General features: G+C 67.0%; 4 protein-coding genes. All 4 read left to right on the top strand.

Going from position 1 to position 26,249, the window contains the following annotated elements:
* The first annotated feature begins 99 nt into the window (after nucleotides 1-99).
* The 4 genes from SB765_RS14475 (at nucleotide 100) to SB765_RS14490 (ending at nucleotide 26,203) form a co-directional block, all read left to right on the top strand.
* The gene (locus SB765_RS14475) at nucleotides 100-21,357 is read left to right on the top strand and encodes a BapA/Bap/LapF family large adhesin (RefSeq protein WP_410931491.1); all 21,258 of its coding nucleotides are present in this window, start codon (nucleotides 100-102) and stop codon (nucleotides 21,355-21,357) included.
* A gap of 63 nt (nucleotides 21,358-21,420) precedes the next feature.
* Nucleotides 21,421-22,857, top strand: a complete 1,437-nt coding sequence (locus SB765_RS14480) for a TolC family outer membrane protein (protein ID WP_341797597.1) — start codon at nucleotides 21,421-21,423, stop codon at nucleotides 22,855-22,857.
* Complete coding sequence (locus tag SB765_RS14485; RefSeq protein WP_016484934.1) at nucleotides 22,854-25,022, top strand: type I secretion system permease/ATPase; 2,169 nt, start codon at nucleotides 22,854-22,856, stop codon at nucleotides 25,020-25,022. The genes SB765_RS14480 and SB765_RS14485 overlap by 4 nt, the downstream gene beginning before the upstream one ends.
* Nucleotides 25,019-26,203: an HlyD family type I secretion periplasmic adaptor subunit gene (locus SB765_RS14490; protein WP_410931492.1), complete on the top strand. Its 1,185-nt coding sequence runs from the start codon at nucleotides 25,019-25,021 to the stop codon at nucleotides 26,201-26,203. Before SB765_RS14485 ends, SB765_RS14490 begins: the two co-directional genes overlap by 4 nt.
* Nucleotides 26,204-26,249: the final 46 nt, after the last annotated feature.

Below are 26,249 nucleotides of genomic sequence, written 5' to 3' on the forward strand. Positions count from 1 at the left end.
GGTCGAGGCTGCGCGTAACACCCCGGCAAGGGCTCTGTTATGGCGGTTGTGGCCCGAACGTTTCGGGCCGGGGGATCCGGATACCAGCAGGGAGCATCCATGGACAACATCGTCATCGCCGACAAGCAATCCGAAGTCGCCACTCAGAGCGCCTGGGGCAATATCAATCTCAAAGCACCAGGCGTCGTGCAGATGCCGGTATCTCCCGACAAAGTAGCCACCGTTACCCAACGCGGGCAGGACCTGATCATCACCCTGAAGTCGGGTGAGAAAGTCACCGTCGGCAACTTCTTCGCGGTGGACCAGGCCGGGGTCGGCAGCGACATCGTCTTCGTCGGCGAAGACGGCACACTGTGGCACGCCCAGTACGACGCGGCAGCGTTCACCGGCTTTACCTTCGAAGACGTAGCCTCGCTGGACGAACTGGTCGCGGGTATCGGCACCGCCGGTAACGCCATGCCGACCTGGGCGATTGCCGGGCTCAGCCTGCTCGGTGTCGGTGGCGCAGCAGCTGCAGCCGACAGCGGCGGTGGCGGAAGCAGCGGTGGCGGCTCGGACCCCGATACCACTGCCCCGGCCACGCCCATCGACCTGCTGGTGTCGCCGGATGGCCTGCGCCTGACCGGCCGGGGTGAAGCGGGCAGCACGGTGAATATCCGTGATGCCGCCGGCAACCTGATCGGCAGCGGCACCGTGGGTGCCGACGGCAGCTTCAACGTGACGTTGAACCCACCACAGATCAACAGCGAGAACCTTGAAGTCACCTTGACCGATGGTGCCGGTAATGTCTCGGCACCAGGCACCGTCACCGCCCCGGATGCAACCGCGCCACTGGCACCGACCGACCTCGCCATCGATGAACAGGGCACCACCCTTACCGGGCGTGCCGAACCTGGCTCGACAGTTTCCGTACGCGGCGCTGGCGGCGTGTTGCTGGGCACTGCCGTAGCCGGTGCGGATGGCCAGTTCAGCATCACCCTGCAACCGCCACAAACCGACGGCCAGGCCCTGGAAGTCAGCGCCGCGGACGCAGCCGGCAATACTTCGCCAGCTGCGAGCATCACGGCACCGGACGTCGACAACCCTGACACCACCGCCCCAGACCAACCAACCGAGCTGGCCCTGGCGAACGGTGTAACCCTCACCGGTCGCGGCGAGCCCGGCGCCACCGTGCAGGTGCGCGATGCTGCCGGCAACCTCATCGGCAGCGGCCTGGTCAACGCTGACGGTACCTTCAGCCTCGCCCTCTCGCCTGCCCAGGCCAACGGCGAAGCCCTGGACATTCGCCAGGTCGATGCCGCGGGCAATAGCTCGATACCACTGGAATTCACCGCCCCGGACATCACCCCGCCTGATGCCGTCACCGACATTCTGGTCGGCCCGGGAGGCACGGCCCTGAGCGGGCGTGGCGAACCTGGCGCCACCGTAGAAGTGCGCGATGCCGACGGTAACGTGATCGGCTCTGGCGTGGTGAGTGCCAACGGTACCTTCCTGATCGACCTCAATCCAGCCGCGCAACCAGGCGAGCAACTGAGCTTGGTACAGACAGACCCAAGCGGCAACGCCTCGGTGGCCCTGGAGTACGACGTACCGCTGACCACTGCACCAGTCAGCCCGAGTAACCTGGCCATCGACGCCGACGGCACCACCCTCACCGGTTCCGCCCCGGCGGGTACTCGCGTGGAGGTGCATGACGCCAACGGCACCCTGATCGGCAGCGCCATCGCCAATGCCGACGGCACCTTCAGCATCGAACTGAACCCGGCCCAGGCCAACGGCGAACTGCTGGACGTGGTTGCCATCGATGACAGTGGCGTTTCTTCGTTGCCGGCGCAGGTCACCGCACCAGACATCACCGCGCCTGCCGCCCCGACCGAACTGGCTGTCAGCGCGGATGGCACCGTGCTCACTGGCCGTGCCGAACCGGGCAGCACCGTGCGCATCGTTGCTGCCGACGGCAGCGAACTGGGCACGGCCGTGGTCGGTCCGACCGGCGTGTTCAGCATCAACCTCAACCCACCGCAGCTGGACGGCGAAGTCCTCCAAGCCACTGCGACCGATGCCGCTGGCAATACGTCCGTGGCCAGCTCGGTCACTGCACCGGACATCGACGGTGGCGATACCACACCGCCTGAAGCCCCGACTGACCTGGTAATCGGCCTGGCCGGCAGCCAACTGAGCGGCCGCGGCGAAGCCGGCACCACCGTGCAAGTGCGTGACGCCGAAGGCAACATCCTCGCGACCGGTACCGTTGGCGCCGATGGCACCTTCGTCATTGCCCTGACTCCTGCCGTGAACGACGGCAGTACCCTGCAAGTCACCCTGACCGATGCTGCTGGCAATGTGTCGCAGCCGGGCTCGGTCACCTCTACCGACCTGCTGCCGCCTGCTCAACCGACTGACCTGGCCTTGGCCGACGGCGTGACCTTCACCGGTCGCGGCGAACCGGGTGCCACCGTGCAAGTGCGTGATGCCGCCGGCACCCTTATCGGCACTGGCATCGTTGGCGCCGATGGCCTGTTCAGCTTGACCCTGAACCCTGGGCAGGCCAACGGCGAAGCCCTGGATGTGCGCGTGGTGGATGCCGCCGGCAACAGCTCGGCGCCGCTGCAATTCGATGCACCGGACATCACCCCGCCTGGCGCAGTAAGCAATATCGTGGTCGGCGCTGATGGCCTGGCCCTGAGTGGCCGTGGCGAGCCGGGTGCAACGGTCGAAGTGCGCGATGCCAACGGCACCGTGATCGGCACTGGCATAGTCGGTGCCAACGGCACCTTCCTGATCGACATCGACCCGGCGGTGCAGCCGGGCGAACAGCTGACCCTGGTGCAGACCGACCCGAGCGGCAACGCTTCCGTGGCAGTCGAGTACGACGTACCGCTGACCACCGCGCCAGACAGCCCGAGCAACCTGGCGATCGATGCCGACGGCACCACCCTCACCGGTTCCGCGCCTGCCGGTAGCCGCGTAGAGGTACACGATGCCAACGGCACCCTGATCGGCAGCGCCATCGCCAATGCCGACGACACCTTCAGCATCGAACTGAACCCGGCCCAAGCCAACGGCGAACTGCTGGATGTGGTCGCCATCGATGACAGCGGCGTTTCTTCGCTGCCGACGCAGGTCACCGCGCCGGACATCACCGCGCCTGCCGCCCCGACTGATCTGGCTGTCAGCGCGGATGGTAGCGTCATCACCGGCCGTGCCGAGCCCGGCAGCACCGTGCGCATCGTTGCCGCCGACGGCAGCGAACTGGGCACCGCCGTGGTCGGCCCGACCGGTGTATTTAGCATCAGCCTTGCTCCGCCACAGGTAGACGGTGAAGTCCTGCAGGCCACCGCGACCGATGCCGCCGGCAACACATCGCCCACCAGCGAGGTTACCGCGCCGGACATCGACGGTGTCGATACCACGCCACCGGCAGCCCCGACTGACCTGGTAGTCGGCCTGGCCGGTAGCCAGCTGAGCGGGCGCGGCGAGCCTGGCACCACCGTGCAGGTACGCGATGCGGCAGGTACTGTGCTGGCCACCGGCACTGTTGGCGCCGATGGCAGCTTCGCAGTTACCTTGGCCCCTGCCGTTACCGACGGCAGCGCCCTGCAAGTGACCCTGACCGATGCCGCTGGCAACGTCTCGCCACCCGGTTCGGTCACCTCGCCGGACCTGCAGGCCCCTGCCCAGCCCACCGAGCTGGCTTTGGCTGACGGCGTGACCTTTACCGGTCGCGGCGAACCCGGTGCCACCGTGCAGGTACGTGATGCCGCCGGCACCCTTATTGGCACTGGCATCGTTGGCATCGACGGCCTGTTCAACGTTACCCTTGCACCCGCTCAAGCCAACGGCGAAGCCCTGGATGTGCGCCTGGTGGATGCCACCGGCAACACCTCTGCCCCACTGCAGTTCGATGCACCGGACATCACCCCGCCTGAGGCGGTCAGCAACATCGTGGTCGGCAACGGCGGCCTGGCCCTGAGTGGTCGCGGCGAAGCCGGCGCCACTGTCGAAGTGCGCGATGCCAACGGCACCGTGATCGGCACTGGCGTTGTCGGTGACAACGGCACCTTCCTGATCGACCTTAGTCCAGCTGCACAGCCGGGCGAACAGCTGAGCCTGGTGCAGACCGATCCGAGCGGCAACGCTTCCGTTGCCCTTGAATACGATGTACCGCTGACCACTGCACCAGTCAGCCCGAGCAACCTGGCCGTCGACGCCGACGGCACCACCCTCACCGGTTCTGCCCCGGCGGGTACTCGCGTGGAGGTGCATGACGCCAACGGCACGCTGATCGGCAGCGCCATCGCCAATGCCGACGGCACCTTCAGCATCGAGCTGAACCCAGCCCAAGCCAACGGCGAACTGCTGGATGTGGTCGCCATCGATGACAGCGGCGTTTCTTCGCTGCCGACGCAGGTCACCGCACCGGACATCACCGCGCCCGCCGCTCCGACTGACCTGGCTGTCAGCGCGGATGGTAGCGTCATCACCGGCCGTGCCGAGCCCGGCAGCACCGTGCGCATCGTTGCCGCCGACGGCAGCGAACTGGGCACTGCCGTGGTCGGCCCGACCGGCGTGTTCAGCATCAACCTTGCTCCGCCACAGGTAGACGGTGAAGTACTCCAAGCTACCGCCACCGATGCCGCTGGTAATACCTCCGTGGCCAGTTCGGTAACCGCGCCGGACATCGACGGCGTCGACACCACGCCGCCTGAAGCACCGACTGACCTGGTAATCGGCCTGGCCGGCAGCCAACTGAGCGGCCGTGGCGAAGCCGGCACCACCGTGCAGGTGCGTGACGCAGCAGGCAATATCATCGGTACGGGTGTAGTCGGCGCCGATGGCCTGTTCAGCCTGACCCTGAACCCTGCGCAGGCCAACGGCGAAGCACTGGATGTACGCCTGGTGGACGCGGCCGGCAACAGTTCGATACCACTGGAATTCACCGCCCCGGACATCACCCCGCCCGATGCGGTCAGCAACATCGTGGTTGGCAACGGCGGTCTGGCCCTGAGTGGTCGCGGTGAAGCCGGTGCCACTGTCGAAGTGCGCGATGCCAACGGCACCGTGATCGGCACTGGCGTAGTCGCTGCCAACGGCACCTTCCTGATCGACCTCAGTCCAGCTGCACAGCCGGGCGAACAGCTGAGCCTGGTGCAGACTGACCCAAGCGGCAACGCTTCCGTTGCCCTTGAATACGATGTACCACTGACCACTGCACCGGTCAGCCCGAGCAACCTGGCCGTCGATGCCGACGGCACCACCCTCAGCGGTTCCGCGCCTGCCGGTACTCGCGTGGAGGTGCATGACGCCAATGGCACACTGATCGGCAGCGCCATCGCCAATGCCGATGGCACCTTCAGCCTCGAGCTCAATCCTGCCCAAGCCAACGGCGAACTGCTGGATGTGGTCGCCATCGATGACAGCGGCGTGTCCTCGCTGCCGGCGCAAATCACCGCGCCAGACATCACCGCCCCGGCCAGCCCGACCGAACTGGCCGTCAGCGCTGACGGCACCGTCCTCACTGGCCGTGCCGAACCGGGCAGCACCGTGCGCATCGTTGCCGCCGACGGCAGCGAACTGGGCACTGCCGTGGTCGGCCCGACCGGCGTGTTCAGCATCAACCTCAACCCGCCACAAGTCGATGGTGAAGTGCTGCAAGCCACGGCAACAGATGCCGCCGGCAACACATCGCCCACCAGCGCGGTTACCGCGCCGGACATCGACGGTGTCGATACCACGCCACCGGCAGCCCCGACTGACCTGGTAGTCGGCCTGGCCGGCAGCCAGCTGAGCGGGCGTGGCGAGCCTGGCTCCACCGTACAGGTACGCGATGCGGCAGGTACCGTGCTGGCCACCGGCACCGTCGGCGCCGATGGCAGCTTCGCAGTTACCCTGACCCCTGCCGTTACCGATGGCAGCGCCTTGCAAGTAATCCTGACCGATGCTGCTGGCAACGTCTCGCAACCCGGCTCGGTCACCTCGCCGGACCTGCAGGCCCCTGCCCAGCCCACCGAGCTGGCCCTGGCTGACGGCGTGACCTTCACCGGTCGCGGCGAACCCGGTACCACCGTGCAAGTACGTGATGCCGCCGGCACCCTTATTGGCACTGGCATCGTTGGCACCGACGGCCTGTTCAACGTTACCCTTACACCCGCTCAAGCCAACGGCGAAGCCCTGGATGTGCGCCTGGTGGATGCCACCGGCAACACCTCTGCCCCACTGCAGTTCGATGCACCGGACATCACCCCGCCTGAGGCGGTCAGCAACATCGTGGTCGGCAACGGCGGCCTGGCCCTGAGTGGTCGCGGCGAAGCCGGCGCCACTGTCGAAGTGCGCGATGCCAACGGCACCGTGATCGGCACCGGTGTGGTCGCCGACAACGGCACCTTCCTGATCAACCTCGACCCAGCGGTGCAGCCGGGCGAGCAACTGAGCCTGGTGCAGACCGACCCAAGCGGCAACGCCTCCGAAGCGCTGCCGTTCGAAGTGCCGGTAGCCACCGCCCCGGAAAGCCCCAGCGAGCTGGTGTTCGCCGAAGACGGCAGCAGCATCAGCGGCACGGCACCTGCCGGCACCCGCGTGGAAGTGCATGATGCCAACGGCACGCTGATTGGCAGTGTCGTGGCGGGCCCGGATGGCAGCTTCACCGTGGTCCTCGACCCGGCCCAGGCCAATGGCGAACTGCTGGACGTGGTGGCCATCGACGATGCTGGCGTAGCGTCCCTGCCAACACAGATCACCGCACCGGACATCACCGCACCTGCCGCCCCGAGCGAACTGGCCGTCAACGCTGACGGTACAGTAGTCACCGGCCGTGCCGAACCCGGCAGCACCGTGCGTGTGCTGGCCGCCGATGGCACCACCGTGCTGGGTAGCGTGGTAGTGGGCGCCACGGGCAGCTTCAGCATCACCCTGGACCCGGCACAGGTCGACGGCGAAGTGCTGCAAGTCACCGCCACCGATGCGGCAGGCAACACCTCGACCGCTGGCTCGGTCACCGCGCCAGACATCGACGGGGGCGATACCACACCACCTGACGCACCCACCAACCTGGTGATCGGCCTCGCCGGCAGCCAGTTGAGCGGGCGTGGCGAAGCCGGCACCACCGTACAGGTACGCGATGCAGCAGGTACTGTGCTGGCCACCGGCACTGTCGCTGCCGATGGCAGCTTCGCAATTACCCTGACCCCTGCCGTTACCGACGGCAGCGCGCTGCAAGTCACCCTGACCGACGCCGCTGGCAACGTCTCGCAACCCGGCTCGGTCACCTCGCCAGACCTGCAAGCCCCGACACAGCCCACCGAGCTGGCCCTGGCTGACGGCGTGACCTTCACCGGTCGCGGCGAACCCGGTGCCACCGTGCAAGTCCGTAATGCCGCCGGCACCGTCGTCGGCACCGGCATCGTCGGTGCCGATGGCCTGTTCAGCATTACCCTTGCGCCCGCCCAGGCCAATGGCGAAGCCCTGGATGTGCGCCTGGTGGATGCCACCGGCAACACCTCTGCCCCACTGCAGTTCGATGCACCGGACATCACCCCGCCGGCTGCGGTCAGCAACATCGTGGTCGGCAACGATGGCCTGGCCCTGAGTGGTCGCGGCGAAGCCGGCGCCACTGTCGAAGTGCGCGATGCCAACGGCACCGTGATCGGCACCGGTGTGGTCGGCGACAACGGCACCTTCCTGGTCAACCTCGACCCAGCGGTGCAGCCGGGCGAGCAACTGAGCCTGGTACAGACCGACCCAAGCGGCAACGCCTCCGAAGCGCTGCCGTTCGAAGTGCCGGTAGCCACCGCCCCGGAAAGCCCCAGCGAGCTGGTGTTTGCCGAAGACGGCAGCAGTATCAGCGGTACGGCACCCGCCGGCACCCGCGTGGAAGTGCACGATGCCAACGGCACACTGATTGGCAGTGTCGTGGCAGGCCCGGATGGTAGCTTCACCGTGGTCCTCGACCCGGCCCAGGCCAATGGCGAACTGCTGGATGTGGTGGCCATCGACGATGCTGGCGTAGCGTCCCTGCCAACGCAGGTCTCCGCACCGGACATCACGGCACCTGTCGCCCCGAGCGAACTGGCCGTCAACGCTGACGGTACAGTAGTCACCGGCCGTGCCGAACCCGGCAGCACCGTGCGTGTGCTGGCCGCCGATGGCACCACCGTGCTGGGTAGCGTGGTGGTTGGCGCCACCGGCAGCTTCAGCATCACCCTCGACCCGGCACAGGTCGACGGCGAAGTGCTGCAAGTCACCGCCACCGATGCAGCAGGCAACGCCTCGACCGCTGGCTCGGTCACCGCGCCAGACATCGACGGTGGCGATACAACGCCACCCGATGTACCGGCCAACCTGGTGATCGGCCTCGCCGGCAGCCAGTTGAGCGGGCGTGGGGAGGCCGGCACCACCGTACAGGTGCGTGACGCTGCGGGCACTGTTCTGGCAACCGGCACTGTCGGCCCGGATGGCACCTTCGCTGTAACCTTGTCCCCCGCCGTGAACGACGGCAGCACGTTGCAAGTCACCCTCACCGATGCTGCTGGCAACGTCTCGCAACCGGGCTCGGTCGCCTCGCCAGACCTGCAAGCCCCGACACAGCCGAGCGAACTGGCCCTGGCCGATGGCGTCACCTTTACCGGGCGCGGCGAACCTGGCGCCACGGTGCAGGTGCGCAATAGCGCCGGCACCGTGATTGGTACCGGCCTGGTCAACGCAGACGGCACCTTCAGCGTCACCCTGTTCCCCGCCCAGGCCAATGGCGAAGCCCTGGATGTGCGCCTGGTGGATACCGCCGGCAACAGCTCTGCACCGCTGCAGTTCGATGCACCGGACATCACCCCGCCTGCTGCTGTCAGCAATGTCGTGGTCGGTACCGGTGGCCTGGTGCTCAGCGGTCGCGGCGAAGCCGGTGCCACCGTGGAAGTGCGTGATGCCCTCGGCACTGTCATCGGCACTGCCACGGTAGGCGCCAACGGCACCTTCGTGGTCAATCTCGACCCGGCGGCCCAACCGGGTGCCGCACTGAGCCTGGTACAGACCGACCCGAGCGGCAATGCCTCCGAAGCCTTGCAGTTCGAGGTGCCCCTGACCCCTGCCCCGGCCAGCCCAAGCGACCTGGTAGTGGCCGCGAATGGCACCAGCATCACGGGTGCTGCACCGGCCGGCAGCCGCGTGGAAGTCCACGATGCCAACGGCACGCTGGTAGGCAGTGTGGTGGTGGGCGCCGAAGGTACCTTCACCGTCATCCTCAACCCGGCCCAGGCCAATGGTGAGCTGCTGGAGGTGGTAGCCATCGATGGCACGGGAGAATCGTCCCTGCCGGTGCAGATCAGTGCGCCGGATATCACCGCCCCGGCCGCCCCGAGCGAACTCGCGATAAATGCCAACGGTACCGTCGTCACCGGCCGTGCCGAATCGGGCAGCACCGTGCGTGTGCTGGCAGCCGATGGCACTACCGTGCTGGGTACGGCGGTAGTGGGCGCCACGGGCAGCTTCAGCATCACCCTCAGCCCCGCACAGGTGGACGGTGAAGTGCTGCAAGTCACCGCCACCGACGCCGCCGGCAATGCCTCCAGCGCCGGTAGTGTCACGGCCCCAGACATCGACGGTGTCGATACCACCCCACCCCAGGCCCCGACCAACCTGGTCGTCGGCCTTGCCGGTGGCCAGCTGAGCGGCCGTGGCGAAGCGGGCGCCAGCGTGCAAGTGCGCGATGCCCAGGGCAACGTGCTGGCTAACGGTACGGTCAACCCGGATGGCACCTTCCAGGTCACCCTGGCCCCGCCGGTCGCCGATGGCAGTACCCTGCAAGTGGTGCTGACCGATGCCGCCGGCAATGCCTCCACCCCTGGCACGGTGGCCACCCCAGACCTGCAAGCCCCCGCACAACCGACCGGCCTGGACCTGGCCGACGGCGTCACCTTGACCGGTAGTGGTGAGCCTGGCGCTACCGTGCAGGTACGCGACGCCTCGGGCAACGTGATTGGCACCGGCGTGGTCAACCCCAGCGGCAGCTTCAGCGTTACCCTGTCCCCTGCACAAGCCAATGGCGAGGTCCTCGACATCCGCCTGGTGGACGCCGCTGGTAATGTCTCGACCCCGTTGCAGTTCGATGCGCCGGATACCACGCCCCCTGCCGTAGTCGACAACATCGTGGTCGGTGCAGACGGTTTGACCCTGAGCGGTCGCGGCGAAGCCGGGGCGACCGTCGAAGTGCGCGACGTCAATGGCACCGTGATCGGCACTGGCACGGTGACCGCCAACGGCACCTTCCTGCTCGACCTGGACCCGGCCGCGCTGCCGGGCGAGCGCCTGAGCCTGGTGCAGACCGACGCCAGCGGCAATGCCTCCGAGGCCTTGACCTTCGACGTACCAATGGTGCCCACACCGGCCAGCCCGAGCGACCTGGTCGTCGCTGCGGATGGCACCAGCGTCAGCGGGTCCGCGCCGGTCGGCAGCCGCGTGGAAGTGCATGATGCCAACGGCGCCGTGGTCGGCAGCATCGTGGTTGGCGCCGACGGCACCTTCACCGTGGTGCTCAACCCGGCCCAGGCCAACGGCGAATTGCTGGACGTGGTCGCCATCGACAACAACGGCGCTTCGTCACTGCCGGTACAAGTGACCGCGCCCGACATCACCGCACCCGCCGCACCAAGCGAACTTGCAGTCAATGCCGATGGCAGCGTGGTGAGCGGGCGTGCCGAAGCCGGTAGCACCGTGCGCGTGCTGGCAGCCGACGGCACTACCGTACTGGGCAGCGTCGTAGTGGGTGCCAACGGTACATTCAGCATCGGCCTCACCCCGCCACAAGTGGCGGGCGAGCAGTTGCAGTTGACCGCCACCGATACCGCAGGCAACGCCTCCACTGCCGGCAACGTCACTGCACCGATCATTGATAACGGCGGTGATACCACCCCTCCAGCGCCAGCCACCCAACTGGCCATCAGCGATGATGGCCGCACGGTCTCCGGCCGTGGTGAAGCAGGCACCACCGTGGAAGTGCGCAACGATCAGGGCCAGGTGCTGGCAAGCGGCACCGTGCAACCGGATGGCAGCTTCAATGTGCAACTGCCAACCCCGGTGGTGGATGGCTCGTCACTGCAAGTGACCCTCACCGATGCCGCCGGCAACGTCTCTACACCTAGCCCACTGACGGCGCCGGACCAGGTAGCACCGCTGCAACCAGCCGACCTGGTGCTGAGCAATGGCGACAGCTTGGTCGGCACGGCAGAAGGGGGCGCCCGGGTGGAGGTGAAAGATGCCTCGGGCAACCTGATCGGCAGCGCCATTGCCGGGCCGGATGGCAGCTTCAGCCTGACCCTCGACCCGCCACAGGCCAATGGCGAAACCCTGTCCATCACTGTGACCGATGCGGCAGGCAACACTTCGGTGCCGCTGAGCTATGTGACGCCGGACATCACCGCACCGACAATCGTCACCGACGTGGTGGCAGGCGATGGCAGCCTGGCCGTGTCTGGCCGTGGTGAGCCCGGTGCCACGGTGGAAGTGCGTGATACCCAAGGTGCTGTGCTCGGTTCTGGCATCGTGGCGCCAAATGGCACCTTCGTGGTTGACCTGGACGCACCGCTGGCCGCAGGTGAGGAAATTGTGCTGGTGCAGACCGATGCCGCCGGCAATACCTCGGCAGGGGTCAGTGTGACGGTTGCCGATACACCGCTGCCCGAAAGCCCGAGCGGCGTGGTGGTGGCCAGTGACGGCTCCAGCGTTTCCGGTACTGCACCGGCAGGTACGCAGGTGCAAGTGCGTGACGCACAGGGCAATGTGCTGGGCAGCGTTGAGGCCGGCCAGGACGGCAGCTTCACCATCGGCCTGAGCCCGGCCCAGGCCAACGGCGAGACACTGGATGTGGTGGCAGTTGACGGCGCTGGCAACAGCTCGCTGCCTACCCAGATCACCGCCCCCGATATCACCCCGCCCAATGAAGCCAGCGAACTGCAACTGAGTGCCGATGGCGGCCTGCTCACCGGCCGCGGCGAAGCGGGCACCACCGTGCAGGTGATCAGTGCCGACGGCACTGTGCTGGGCAACGCCCAGGTTGGTGTCGACGGTGTGATCAGCGTGGTATTGAACCCACCGCAAACTGACGGCCAGGAACTGGACGTAGTGCTGCGCGACCCCGCGGGCAATACCTCGACCGCCACCATCGTGGCACCGGACACCGATGGCCCGCTGCAACCCTCGGGGCTCGCTATCGATACCGCGGGCATTCACCTTACCGGCCAAGGTCAGAGCGGCTCCATCGTCACCGTGCGTGACGCTGACGGCAACGTGCTGGGCACCGCGACCGTGGGCGGCGACGGCCGCTTCGACATCACCCTCGGCGCACCGCAGCGCAATGGCGAAAGCCTGACCGTCGAAGCCACCGACAGCCTGGGCAACAGCGCAGGGCCGGTGAACTTCACGGCGCCAGACTCTACCCCACCGCAAGTGGTCACCAGCCCGGCCATCGATGGCAACGGCACCACGGTCACCGGTAACGGCGAACCGGGCGCCACCGTCACCGTGCGCGGGCCGGACGGCAGCGTGCTCGGCAGCACCGTGGTCGGCACTGGCGGCGCATTCGAAATCACCCTCGACACGCCGCAGACCAACGGCCAGGCACTGACCGTGGAACAACGCGACCCGGCCGGCAACCTGTCAGCGGCGGTCGACTTGTCGGCGCCGGATACCCAGGCACCGGATATACCCACCGGCCTGGTCCTGGCTGGTGACGGCAGCAGCGTGAGCGGTAGCGGCGAGCCAGGTGCGCAGGTGACCGTGACCGGCACCGGCGGCGCCGTACTGGGCACCGCAACGGTCCAGCCGGACGGTACCTTCCAGGTGACAATCGACCCGCCACAGCTCAATGGCCAGACGCTGTCTGTCACTCAGGCCGACAATACTGGCAACGACTCGCTCGCTGGCACCGTCACTGCACCTGACCTCGAGGCACCGCTGCCGGCACAAGGCCTGGACCTTGACCCTACCGGAACAGTGCTCAGCGGGCAGGGTGAGGCTGGCAGCACCGTAGAGGTACGCAATGCTGCGGGCGACCTCCTAGGCACCATTGTGGTGGATACAGACGGCACGTTCGAAGTGACACTTGTCCCCGCCCAGACCAACGGTGAAGTATTGTCGGTGGTGCTGATCGATGGCGGCGGCAATGCCTCGCCGTCGGCCACCTTCACCGCTGACGACAGTACTGCGCCAACTGCGCCGGCCGACCTCACCATCACCCCAGGCGGCAACGCCATTCAGGGCTCCGGCGAGGCAGGCAGCACCGTTGAAGTACGCAACGCTGGCGGTGACCTGCTTGGCACCGTGGTAGTACCGGCAGGTGGCAACTTCACCGTGCCGCTGGCACCTGCACAGCTGGACGGCCAGCCCCTGCAGGTAACCCTGACCGATGCCGCGGGCAACGTTTCCGACAACACACCGATCAATGCACCGGACATCACCCCACCGGCCCTGCCGACCGGGGTTGAGGTCAGCGAGGATGGCACTACCGTCAGCGGCAACGCGCCGGGTGCAGAAACCGTGACCGTGCGTGACGGCGCTGGCGTAGAAACCACGGTTCCGGTGAATGCCGACGGCAGCTTCAGCGTGACGCTACCGACCACGCAGAACAACGGCGAAACCGTGACCGTGATCGTCACCGACCCGGCTGGCAACAGCTCGGCGCCGATTACCGTCACCGCACCAGACAACACCGATCCGGAACCCGCCACCGGCGTGACCGTGAGCCCGGATGGCAGTACCGTTGGCGGTACCGCCGAGCCGGGTAGCACCGTGGTCATCCGCGACCCGGTCACCGGCGACGACCTCGGCACCACAACTGCGGGCCCGGATGGCACCTTCGTGATACCGGTCAACCCGCCGTTGACCTCGGACGATCAAGTCAGCGTGGTGGTCATCGACCCTGCCGGCAATGAATCCGATGGCGTTACCCTGACCGGCCCGACCGGCACCGAGGTAGCAACGCCAGCAGGCTTGGCCATCAGTGCCGACGGCTTCGTGCTGACGGGTACCGGCACGGTCGGCTCGCTGATTACCGTGACTTCCGGCGGCACCACCTTGGGCACCGCGACAGTGGGCAGCGATGGCTCCTTCCGGGTGTTCTTCGGCAACGCCCAGCTCAACGCGCAAACCTTGCAGGTCAGCGCACGTATCGGCGCCGATGGCCAGCCATCGGTTCCGGCCACCGTAGTCGCCAACGACACCACCGCGCCCAACGCACCTACCGCAGACATCGACCGCACCGGCAGCACGCTGACCGGCCAGGGTGAAGTGGGCGCAACCGTGCGGGTCACCGACGCCCAGGGCACCCTGCTGGGCAGCGCCGTGGTTGGCAACAATGGCTTGTACAGCGTCAACCTCTCTCCGGCTGCGGCAAACGGCCAGAACCTGATCGTCACCCAGGCCGACGCCGCCGGTAACGTATCGTTGGCAGCCAGCGTGCAGGCACCCGACCTGCAAGCACCGCTGGCGGCCAGCAACCTCAGCCTGAACAGCGCGGCTACCGTGCTCAGCGGCCAGGGCGAAGCCGGCGCCACAGTGACCATTCGCGATGCCAGTGGCGCCATCCTGGCCACCGGCACCGTCAACCAGAGCGGCCAGTTCCAGGTCACCCTGCCCAGCGCGCAAACCACCGGCAGCCCGCTGCAGGTGACTCTCAGCGATGCTGCCGGCAACGTCTCCGGGCCGGCCAACCTCGCCACGCCAGACCGCACGCCACCCGCCGCCATCACCAACCCGGCCTTGAGCCAGGACGGCCGGCAGCTCTCCGGCAGCGGTGAGGTGGGCGCCACGGTACAGGTACGCAACGCTGCCGGTGCGGTGCTCGGCACCGCCACGGTGGGCGCCGACGGTCGCTTCACGGTGACCTTCGACACCCCGCAAGCCAACGGCCAGGCTATCGGCGTCACGCAAGTGGATGCCGCCGGCAACACGTCGCCAGCAGTCAATGTGACGACCCCGGACCTGACTCCACCCGCGCCGCTGACCAACGTGGCGTTGAACAACAACGGCCTGACCCTGACCGGCCTGGGCGAAGCCGGCGCCACAGTCACCGTACGCGGCCCGGATGGCACCATCATCGGCACCGGCCTGGTGGCGGCCAATGGCAGCTTTACCCTCACACTCAACAGTGCCCAGCTCAACGCCCAGCACCTGAGCGTTACGCAGACCGACGCGGGCAACAACACCTCCACCGCCGTGGCGGTCACCGCGCCGGACTTCACCCCGCCTGCGGTACCCACCGCACTCGCCCTGTCCGGTACCGGGCTGCAACTGACCGGTAACGCCGAAGCCGGCAGCACCGTGACCGTACGCGATGCTAGCGGCAACGTGCTGGGCACGGCGGTAGCCGGCAGCAACGGCACCTTCCAGGTCGCCCTGAACAGTGCCCAGACCAATGGCCAGACCCTGCAGGTGACCGCCACCGACGCAGCCGGCAACGTGTCGCCGACCGCGCCTTACACCGCAGCCGACACCACGCCGCCAGCCGCCGTGACCAACCTGGCGGTTTCCGCCAGTGGCGCCACCCTGACAGGTAATGGCGAAGCAGGCGCAACCGTGAGCGTGCGGGCACCTGACGGTACCGTGCTGGGCACCGCCACAGTGGCAGCCGACGGCCACTTCAGCGTGCCCCTGTCGCCGGCGGCGATCACGGGTGAAAGCCTGAACGTGGTCCAGGCCGATGCCGCGCAGAACGTCTCCCCTGGGCAAAGCGTCACTGCGCCGGGTGCTCTGGCACCGGCAACACCGGACAACCTGGTACTGGCCGGCGACGGCCTGTCGGTGACCGGCACGGCCGACGCGGGCAGCACAGTCAAGGTGTATGGCCCCAACGGCGTTTTGCTGGGCAGCGGCCCGGTCGCCAACGACGGTACCTTCACTGTCAACCTGGGCAGTGCACAGGCCAATGGTGAAGTGCTGCAGGTCAGCGCAACAGGCACCGATGGCACCGTATCGCTGCCTGCCACCTTGCAGGCACCGGACACCACGGCACCGCAACCACTGACCAACCTGGTGCTGTCCAACGACGGCCTGGTCCTCAGTGGCCGCGGCGAGGCAGGTGCCACCGTTACCGTGCTTGGCGAAGGCGGTATCGAGCTGGGTAGTGCCGTGGTCGATGCCAGCGGCAACTTCAGCGTCAACCTGGGCGCCGCACAGATCAACGGCGAACAGCTCAGCGCCAGCCAGTCCGATGTGGCCGGCAACGAGTCCAACAGCGTCAGCCTGATCGCCCCTGACCGCGTCGCCCCGGAGGCTGCCGGCAACCTGGCCTTCGCCGGGGGTGGCAGCCTGCTCGACGGTACCGGCGAAGCAGGTGCCGCCGTGCGGGTGCTCTCCGCCGATGGTTCGGTGCTGGGCAGTGCAACGGTGCGCGCCGACGGCACCTTCCAGGTCAACCTCGCATCGCCTCAGGCCAACGGCCAGCAAGTGCAAGTGGTACTGACCGACGCGGCTGGCAACCAGTCTGCCGCCAGCGCCATTACTGCACCCGACACCACGCCGCCAACGGCACCTGCCGAACTGGCCGTTTCCGGGGATGGCGTCACCCTCACCGGTCGCGGCGAAGCAGGCGCGCTGGTGACCGTGACCAACCCGGCCGGCGACGAAATCGGCAGCGCCACCGTCGATGCCAGCGGCCATTTCACCATCACCCTGAACCCGGCACTGGGTAACGCCGAGCTGCTCAGCTTCACCCAGGCCGATGCGGCCGGCAACGTGTCGGCAGTGGCAACCCTGCAAACCCCGGACTTCACCCCGCCAGCACCGCTCACCCAGGTGGTGATCAACGCCGACGGCAGTGTGGTCAGCGGCCAAGGCGAAGCCGGCGCGACGGTAATCGTGAGCAACGCCGCCGGTACCGTACTGGGCACAGGTACCGTGCTTGCCGACGGCAGCTTCCGCGTCGACCTGTCACCCGCACAAATAAACAACCAGCTGCTGTCGGTGCTGCAGGCCGACCCACCCGGCAATGTCAGCCTACCGGTCAGCGTACTGGCGCCGGACCTCACGCCACCTGCGGCGGCAACCGAGCTGCGGCTCAATGCGGCAGGCGACGAGCTGGGCGGGCTCGGCGAAGTGGGCGCCACCGTGCGCGTCTTCGTCGGTGCCACGCAGGTCGGTACCGGCACAGTGGGCGCCGACGGCACCTTCATCGTCGAGCTTGATGGTGCGCAGCTCAACGGCCAGGTGCTGCAGGTAACCCTGACCGATGCAGCCGGCAACATCTCGCCAATCAGTTCGGTCACGGCGGTGGACACCACGCCGCCGGCCACGGTGATCGCCACCATCAACGACAGCGGTACCCAGGTGATCGGTACTGCCGAAGCCGGCACGCGTGTCACCGTGGTCAACAACAACGGTGACCTGCTGGGCCAGGTGACGGTCGACCCGGATGGCACCTTTGTCCTCAACCTGAACAACCCGCAGATCAACGGCGAAGTCCTCACCGTCATCGCCCAGGACACCACCGGCAACCCGTCGGCGCCCCTGCAGGTGAACGCGCCAGACCTCACGGCGCCAGTGCAACCCGATAACCTGTTGCTCAACCCGGCAGGCACGTCGATGACTGGTACGGCAGAGGCCGGCACCACCATCACGGTGCGTGACCCGAACAACAACGTCGTAGGCACCGTAGAAGTGGGTGCAAACGGCCAGTTCACCGTGCCGATCAACCCGCCGCAGAACAACGGCCAGTTGCTCACAGTGGTGTCCACGGACGATGCGGGCAACGCCTCGGTGATTGTGCCCTATCAGACCAACGACACTTCACCTCCTGGGGTGGTCACCGACATGGCCATCAACAATACGTTCGATGTGCTGACCGGCAAGGGCGAGCCTGATGCCACCGTCACCATCAGCCGCGGCGGATCGGTGATCGGCACTGGCACGGTAGATGCCGCGGGTAACTTCCAGATAACGCTGGTGCCGGCGGCGGGCTCGCTGGCAACCTTGGCAGTGACGCAATCCGACGGCATCAATACCTCTGCGGTCGCGACGTACATCACACCACTGATCGCACCGCCAGTGCCCCCCACCAACGTGACCCTGGGCAGCGACGGCCTGACCTTGGCCGGTAATGCGCCGAGTGGCGTGGGCATTCGCGTCTACGATGCCGCAGGCAACCTGATCGGCACAGGCGGCGCTACCCTGAACGGCACCTTTACCCTGACGCTGAACACAGCCCAGCTCAACGGCGAGCATATTTCGGTGACTGCTGTGGCACTGGTGGGCGGCGAATCGCAGCCGACCTTCCTGCAAGCCGCCGACGTCACGCCACCGGCCAACCCGCTGGTGACCAGCCTGTCACTCAACGGCCTGGTGCTGACCGGCACCGGTGAAGCCGGTGCCACGGTAACCGTGCGCGACGCCAGCAACAACGTGCTCGGCACGGCGGTGGTAAATGGCGGTGGTGTGTTCACCGTCAACCTGAACGCCGCGCAGCTCAATGGCCAGGTGCTGGGCGTGAGCCAAGCCGATGCTGCGGGCAATGTGTCCGGCAGTACCAGCTACACCGCCACAGACGTGCAACCACCTGCAACACCGACCAACGTCACCATCAACGGCGCGGGCACGGTGCTCACCGGTAACGGTGAAGCGGGCGCCACCGTTACGGTCCAAGGCCCGAACGGCCAGGTCGGTACCGGAGTGGTGCAAGCCGACGGCACCTTCACCATCAACCTGACCGCACCACAGAACGACGGGCAACTGCTGGTGGTGCGCCAGGCCGATGCTGCCGGTAACCTGTCCGGTAGCACCAGCCTGACCGCGCCAGACACCACCCCGCCAGCCGCACCGCTGGCCACCATCAACGCCAACGGCACCTCGGTCAGCGGTTCTGGCCAGATCGGCAGCACGGTCACCGTCCGCAACAGCGCCGGCACCGTGCTTGGGACCGCGACGGTGGGCAGCAACGGCCTGTTCGTGGTCAGCCTGACTGCGGCGCAGATCGACAACCAGGCGCTCAGCGTCACCCTCACCGACAGCGCCGGCAACGTCTCCACTGGCACTGGGCTGACCGCACCAGACCTGACCCCGCCTGCGGCTGCTGGCAACCTGCTGATCAGTGCCGACGGCGGTACCCTGACCGGTACTGGCGAAGTGGGCGCCACCGTGACCGTACGCAGCGCCAGCGGTACCGTGCTGCAAACCACGACGGTGCAGCCGAACGGCACCTTCACCGTGACCCTGAGCCCGCCTCAGGACAACGGCCAGATCCTCTCGGTGACCCTCAGTGACCCGCGCGGCAACGTGTCGGGCAACGTCAACGTCACCGCACCGGATGTGGATGCCAACGCGCCGCTCATCGCGAGCGACAACCTGGCCACGGCCACGGTCAACCTGGCAGCGGTCAGTGCCACCAAGACCTACACCGACAGCTTCACCACGCTGCTGTCGGGCTTCTCCAAGACCTACACCTGGACGGTGGCGCCAGGCACCACGGCCGACCCGACCCTTACACTGACCACCAACAGCGTGCTGGCGCTGCTCAACAACACCAGCTTCACCCTGCAGGTAAAAGACGCCAGCGGCGCCTGGGTGACCATCGCCACCGGCAACACGCAGGGCCTGCTCGATCTGATCGTGCTGCCGATCGGCTTGCAGGTGGACATCGGCGTGCTGCAAGCCGGTGACTACCGGCTGACCGTGGGCAGTGGCGGCATCGGCCTGGTGACCAACGTGAGCACCACGCTGGACATCACCTCCACCAGCCTGACCCAGTTCACCGGCACCGGCACGGCCACCTCGGGCAACGTCATCACCGACGTGGGCACCGATGGCGCGGTGGATGCCCGTGGCCCGGACAGCGCCGCCGTGCTGCAAGTGCTGAAAAACGGCAGCTATGTCTCGGCCGGTACCTCGACCACGGTCCAGGGCCAGTACGGCACCCTGGTGATCAGTGCCGATGGCAGTTACACCTACACGCCTAACGGCAGCCCGAACAGTGTCGGCAAGGTGGACGTGTTCAGCTACCAGCTGGTGCACCCGAACGGCCTGTCCGATACCGCCAACCTGTACGTGCGCATCGACAGCCCGCAAGCCACGGAGGTCTGGAGCAACACCAACTACGCTGCACCGGCCACGGTGGTCGACGCAGTCAACGATGTCGGTACCAGCCACGTCACCCTGGCCAACCGCGTGGACACCAGCAGCAGTACGCTGGGCTCGCTGAGCCTGCCGGTGATCGGCACCCGCCAGGCCACCTACACCACCACGGTTGCCGCCGATACCACGGCCAACCTGCAGGTGGTGGTCAACTCCACCAACCTGTTGAGCCTGCTCAACGGCACCACCATCGAGCTGCTCAAGCTCAACCCGGCCACCGGCCAGTATGTGCTGGTGCAGTCGGTACCGGGGGGTTCGCTGATCAGCCTGCTGGGTGGCGGCGCGGGGTATACCTTCCAGAACCAGGGGGCTGGCACCTACCACGTGCGTGTCACCGCCGGCGGCATCGGCCTGCTCAGTTCCATCACCACCAGCCTCAACGCCACCACCACGCACCTGACCGAGTTCGTGGTCAGCGGCGCGACGGCAGCCACCGGCAACCTGCTGAGTGACGACAACGTCGGTTCGGCACTGACCGTGCTGAGCGTGCTGACAGCGGCCAACACCTACACCATCCCGGGCTACAACGGGGTGAGCGTGGCCGGCACCTACGGCACGTTGCTGGTGCATGCCGACGGCAGCTACACCTACACCCTCAACCCGGGGCTTACCTCGGCGGTGGTCGGCCAGCACGACACCTTCACCTACGAGCTGACCCACCCGAACGGCACCACCGACACCGCCACGCTGACCGTCAACCTGGACAATGCTGCCGGCCTCACCACGACCACATCGCTGCTGACCGACACCGGCGACGAGGCAGTGGCGCTGGCCAGCCTGGCAGCCGCCACCGATGTGATCGCCGGCACCGACGGCAACGACCACCTCGATGGCAGCCAGGGTGGCCACATCACCCTGCAGGGTGGTGCGGGTGACGACACGCTGGTGGTGGTCGACCAGAACTTCGCCAGCGTCGAGGGCGGCACAGGTACCGACACCCTGCTGTGGGGCGGCGGCGATGCCAGCATCGACCTGGGCAACCTGGCCGGGCGCGTGCACGACATCGAAGTCATCGACCTCAACGACACCAGTTCGGTGGCGCTTACCCTCAACCTGGCAGACGTGGTGGCAATCACCGAAACCGGCACCGACACACTCATCATCAAAGGGGACGACAAAGACACGGTTCACATGACGGACAACTGGAACCTGGTCGGGAACCAAACTGCCGACGGCATCGACTATAACCAATACACGGCCCAGGAGGATCCAAGCCATCACTTGTGGGTACAGAACGGTATCCATGTGGTGTGAGGCCGCTGCAATCCCGCCGGGCAAATGCCCGGCGGCAAGGACGACCAGCAGTAAGGGAACTATGTGAAGCGAAGCAGTCCGCTGTCACCGCTGTTGCTGGGAGCCTTCGGGCTTCTGGCCCTGAACTTCCACCCGGTTGCCCAGGCAGCCGACGACATAGACCCTCAACTGCGCCAGGTCGGGCCATCGCTGTTACGCGATGCGCCCGATGCAGTGCCTGCCCGCCCCCCCACCGGCATGGCCCCGGTCGCCAGTGGCGAGCGGCTGCAGCTGACCGATGCGGTGCTGCAGGCAGCGCAATGGCACCCCAGCATCGCCGAGGCCATCGGCAACCTGTACAAGCAGGGCGAAGGCATCAACGTCGCCCGCGCGGGGTATTACCCGCAGATTTCCGGCGGTATCCGCACCGGTTATGACACCGGTTATGGCGGCGACCGCAACAGCCAGGCCCTGAACCTGTCGCTCAAGCAGATGCTCTACGACTTCGGCAAGGTCGACAGCGCCGTCAGCGCGGCCGAGGCGGCCGCCGCGCGCGCCCAGGCCAATATCCTGCTGGTGGTCGACGACCTGGCCCGCGACACCGCTTATGCCTGGATCGAAACCCGCCGCTACGAGCAACTGATGACCATTGCCCGCGACCAGATTCGCGGGGTCGGTGACATTGCCGGCATGGCCCGCCAGCGCAGCGACATGGGCGCCAGCACCCGCTCCGACGTGGTGCAGGCCGAGTCCCGGGTGGAAAGCGCCCGCGCCACGCTTGAGGAATACCAGTCGCAGTACGAGCGCTGGCGTTCGACCCTGGCGGCACTGATGGGGCGCATCACCCCACCGGCGCTGGCCGAGGATTCGCCAGCAGCGCTGAACCAAGCCTGCAAGCGGCCCTCGCAAGGCGATGACCGCCTGCCTGCTGTGCTCATGGCCCTGGCCCAGCGCGCCCAGGGCCAGGCCGAGCTGGCCCAGGCCAAGGCCGAGGCGTACCCGACCCTGTCGTTGCAACCGCAGGTCAACCACTACCTGGACAACGACTACAACCGCGACAACTCACGCATGGACCGCACCCAGGCAGGCATCTACCTGAACGTCGAGGTGCCTATCTATCAAGGGGGTGCCATCAGCGCCCGCAGCCGCGCAGCCGGCCACGCCCTGACCGCCGCCGACTCCGCCGAAGACGCGGCCCGCCTGCAAGCCCGTCGTGGCCTGGCCGAGGCCATGGCACAAACTTCCGGGCTAGGCCGCAGGCTGACTTCGCTGGAAGCGCGCCAGGTCAGCATCCAGGAAGCCCGCATGCTCTACGGCCGCCAGTACCTGGACCTGGGCACGCGGCCCCTGCTCGACCTGCTCAACGCCGAGCAGGAGATCTACCAGTCACGCTTCGAACTCGCAGGCACCCGCTCCGACCTGCTGCGCCTGGATGTCGACTGCCTGTACAACACCGGCGCCCTGCGCACGGCCTTTGGCCTTGAGGGGCGCAACCTGCAAGGGGTGGAGATCCAGCCATGACCGATTCGATCAATGTGACCCTGCCTGAACAGCCCACGGCCCCCGCGGCCGAAGCGCCTCATCGACCGGACCTTGGGCCTTGGCTGGAAGTGATGCTGCAGGTGGCGCACCACTACCGCCTGGACGTGTCGCCCCAGCGTATTCGCCTGGCCGCCGTCGAGGATGCCCGCCCGCTGGATGAAATCCTTCGCCACATGGCGCGCCAGGCCGGCCTGGCCCTGCGCTTCGTGCGCTTCGACGCCAAGGGCTTGAGACAGTGGCGTACACCGCTGGTACTGGAACTGGATGATGGCCAGCTGGCGGTGGTGGAGTCGGTCACCGAAGAGGACGACCTGGCGGTGGTGTTTGCCGGTGACCAGGGCCTGACCTCTCGCCTGCCCCGCGACAGCCTCAAGGGCCGCATCAACCGCGTTGCGCTGCTGCGCCCGGCACGGCCGCTGCGCGATGTGCGCACCGATGACTACACCGCACCCTACGACCGCCACTGGTTTGCCCGCATCGTGCTGCGCGACCTGCGCCCCTATGGGCAGGTGATGGTCGCCTCGCTGGTAGCCAACGTATTGGCCCTCGCGGGGGTTCTGTTCTCGATGCAGGTGTACGACCGGGTGATCCCGGCCGAGTCGCTGCCAACCCTGTACGTGCTGTTCGGGGGTGTAGTGCTGGCGCTGGTGTTCGACTTCAGCATGCGCCTGCTGCGGCTGAAGGTGACCGACCTGCTCGGCAAACGCGCCGACCTGCGGGTGAGCGACCTGGTCTACGGGCATGCCTTGCGCCTGCGCAACTCGGTGCGGCCGAAGTCCACCGGTTCGTTCATCTCGCAACTTCGCGAGCTGGAATCGATCCGCGACCTGATCACTTCCAGCACCGCCACGGCGCTGGCCGACCTGCCGTTCTTCCTGCTGTTCCTGTTCGTGTTCTGGCTGATCGGCGGCGTGCTGGTGTTCATCCCGCTGGTCGCTTTGCTGGCGATGGTGGTGCCTGGGGTGCTGGCGCAACGGCGCCTGGCGCGGCTGGCCAATGCCTCCATGCGCGAGTCGGCGCTGCGCAACGCGATGCTGGTAGAAAGCATCCAGGGCCTGGACGAGATCAAGGCACTGCAGGCCGAAGCACGCTTCGAGCGGCAGTGGAACCAGTACAACGCCGCCTGCGCCCACACCAACCTGCGCCTGCGCACCCTCACCAACGGCCTGGTGACCTGGACCCAGAACGTGCAGGGCGCGGTGTTTGCCGTGGTCATCGTGGTCGGCGCGCCGATGGTCATCGCCGGCGACCTTACTACCGGTAGCCTGGTGGCGGCGTCGATGCTGTCGTCACGGATGATGGCGCCACTGGCGCAACTGACCCATGTACTGACCCGCTGGCAGCAGGCCAAGGTGGCCCTGCAAGGGCTGGACAAGCTGATGCAGTCACCGGTCGACCACCCCGAAGGCGAAGCCCGCGTGCACTTGCCGGCGATTCGTGGCGAGTACCGCCTCCGCCAGGCCAACTTCCGCTACAGCGAGGAGTCCCCGCCAGTGCTGAACATCGGCCAGCTGGATATCCAGCCGGGCGAGCGCATTGCCGTTCTCGGGCGCAACGGCGCCGGCAAGTCGACCCTGCTGCAAGCCCTGGGAGGGGCCATGGACCTGGTGCAAGGCGAGGTCAGCCTGGACGGCATCGCCATGGGCCACCTCGACCCTGCCGACCTGCGCCGTGACGTGGGCCTGCTGCCACAGTACGCGCGTTTGTTCCACGGAACCCTGCGGGAAAACCTCACCCTCGGCGCCGGCCAGGCCAGTGACCAGGAGCTGGTGGCCGCGCTGGCTGCCACGGGCGCGCTGGACTTCGTCCGCCGCCTGCCCAAGGGCATGGACCATCTGATCCTGGAAGGCGGCCTGGGCTTGTCCGGCGGCCAGCGCCAGGCCTTGGTGCTGTCGCGCCTGCTGGTACGACAGCCGCAAGTACTGCTGCTGGACGAGCCAACCGCATCGCTGGACGACATGACCGAACGCAAGCTGCTGGATAACCTCGAACGCTTCTGCCAGGGCCGCACCCTGGTGATCGCCACCCACCGCCTGAGCGTGCTGCAACGGGTCGACCGCATCCTGGTGCTGGACGGCGGGCGCATCGTCATCGATGACACCCGCGATGCCGCGCTGGCCAAACTGCAAGGAGCCCAGGCATGAGCAACCATGAACTCCCGGCCTCCTACCTGGATGGGCAGGACGACCAGGCGGTGTTCCGCGCCGGCCGCATCATCACCATCTGTGCCTTGATGCTGGCCGCATTCCTGGCCTGGGCCGCCTGGTTCGAGGTGACCGAAGTGTCCACCGGCACCGGCAAGGTGATCCCCAGTTCGCGGGAGCAGGTGATCCAGTCGTTCGAGGGCGGCATCGTCGCGCAGATGAGCGTGGCCGAAGGCGACCTGGTCGAGCGCAGCCAGGTGCTGGCCCAGCTCGACCCGACCAAGACCGCCTCCAGTGTCGGCGAGAGCGAAGCCAAGTACCGCGCTGCCAAGGCCAGCCAGGCCCGCCTGCAGGCAGAGGTGACGGGCAAGCCGCTGACCTTCCCCGAAAGCCTGCGCGACTCGCCCGACCTGATCGACGCAGAAACCGCGCTGTACCAGACCCGCCGCCGCGGGCTGGAGCAGACCCTGGCGGGCATCCAGGACTCGCTGCAACTGGTGCGTAGCGAGCTGAAGATTACCGAGAACCTTGCAAAGATGGGCGCCTCAAGCCGGGTCGAAGTGATTCGCCTGAACCGCCAGCGTTCGGAACTGGAGCTCAAGGCCAACGAAGCCCGCTCCGACTACCTGGTACGTGCCCGGGAAGAGCTGGCCAAAGCCAGCGCCGAGGCCGACAGCCTGTCGGAAGTGGTCCGCGGGCGCAGTGACTCGCTTACCCGCCTGACCTTGCGCTCACCGGTGCGTGGCATCGTCAAGGACATCGAGGTCAACACCCTGGGCGGCGTGGTGCAGCCCGGTGGCCAGGTGATGAAGATCGTGCCGATGGACGAACGCCTGCTGATCGAAACCCGCATCGCGCCGCGCGATATCGCCTTCATTCACCCGGACCAGGCGGCCAAGGTCAAGATCAGTGCCTATGACTATTCGGTGTATGGCGGGCTGGAAGGCAAGGTGGTAGGTATTTCGCCGGACACCCTGCAGGATGAGGTGAAACCGGAAATCTACTACTACCGGGTGTTCATCCGCACCGAGCAGGACAGCTTGCAGAACAAGGCCGGCAAGCATTTTGCGATCGTGCCGGGGATGATTGCCACGGTGGATATCCGCACCGGTGAGAAGACCATCCTCGATTACCTGATCAAGCCGCTGAACCGGGCCAAGGAGGCCCTGCGCGAACGGTAGTGGCTGTAGGAGCAGCCTTGTGCTGCGAAGAGGCCATCGCTGCCCA

The organism is Pseudomonas sp. SIMBA_067, assembly GCF_046534675.1.
Classification (GTDB): Bacteria; Pseudomonadota; Gammaproteobacteria; order Pseudomonadales; family Pseudomonadaceae; genus Aquipseudomonas; species Aquipseudomonas putida.

What these genes read in the sequence shown, in the direction of transcription:
- SB765_RS14475 (WP_410931491.1), top strand. Translation starts at nt 100, where the DNA reads ATGGACAACATCGTCATCGCCGACAAGCAATCCGAAGTCGCCACTCAG.
- SB765_RS14490 (WP_410931492.1), top strand. Translation starts at nt 25,019, where the DNA reads ATGAGCAACCATGAACTCCCGGCCTCCTACCTGGATGGGCAGGACGAC.
- SB765_RS14485 (WP_016484934.1), top strand. Translation starts at nt 22,854, where the DNA reads ATGACCGATTCGATCAATGTGACCCTGCCTGAACAGCCCACGGCCCCC.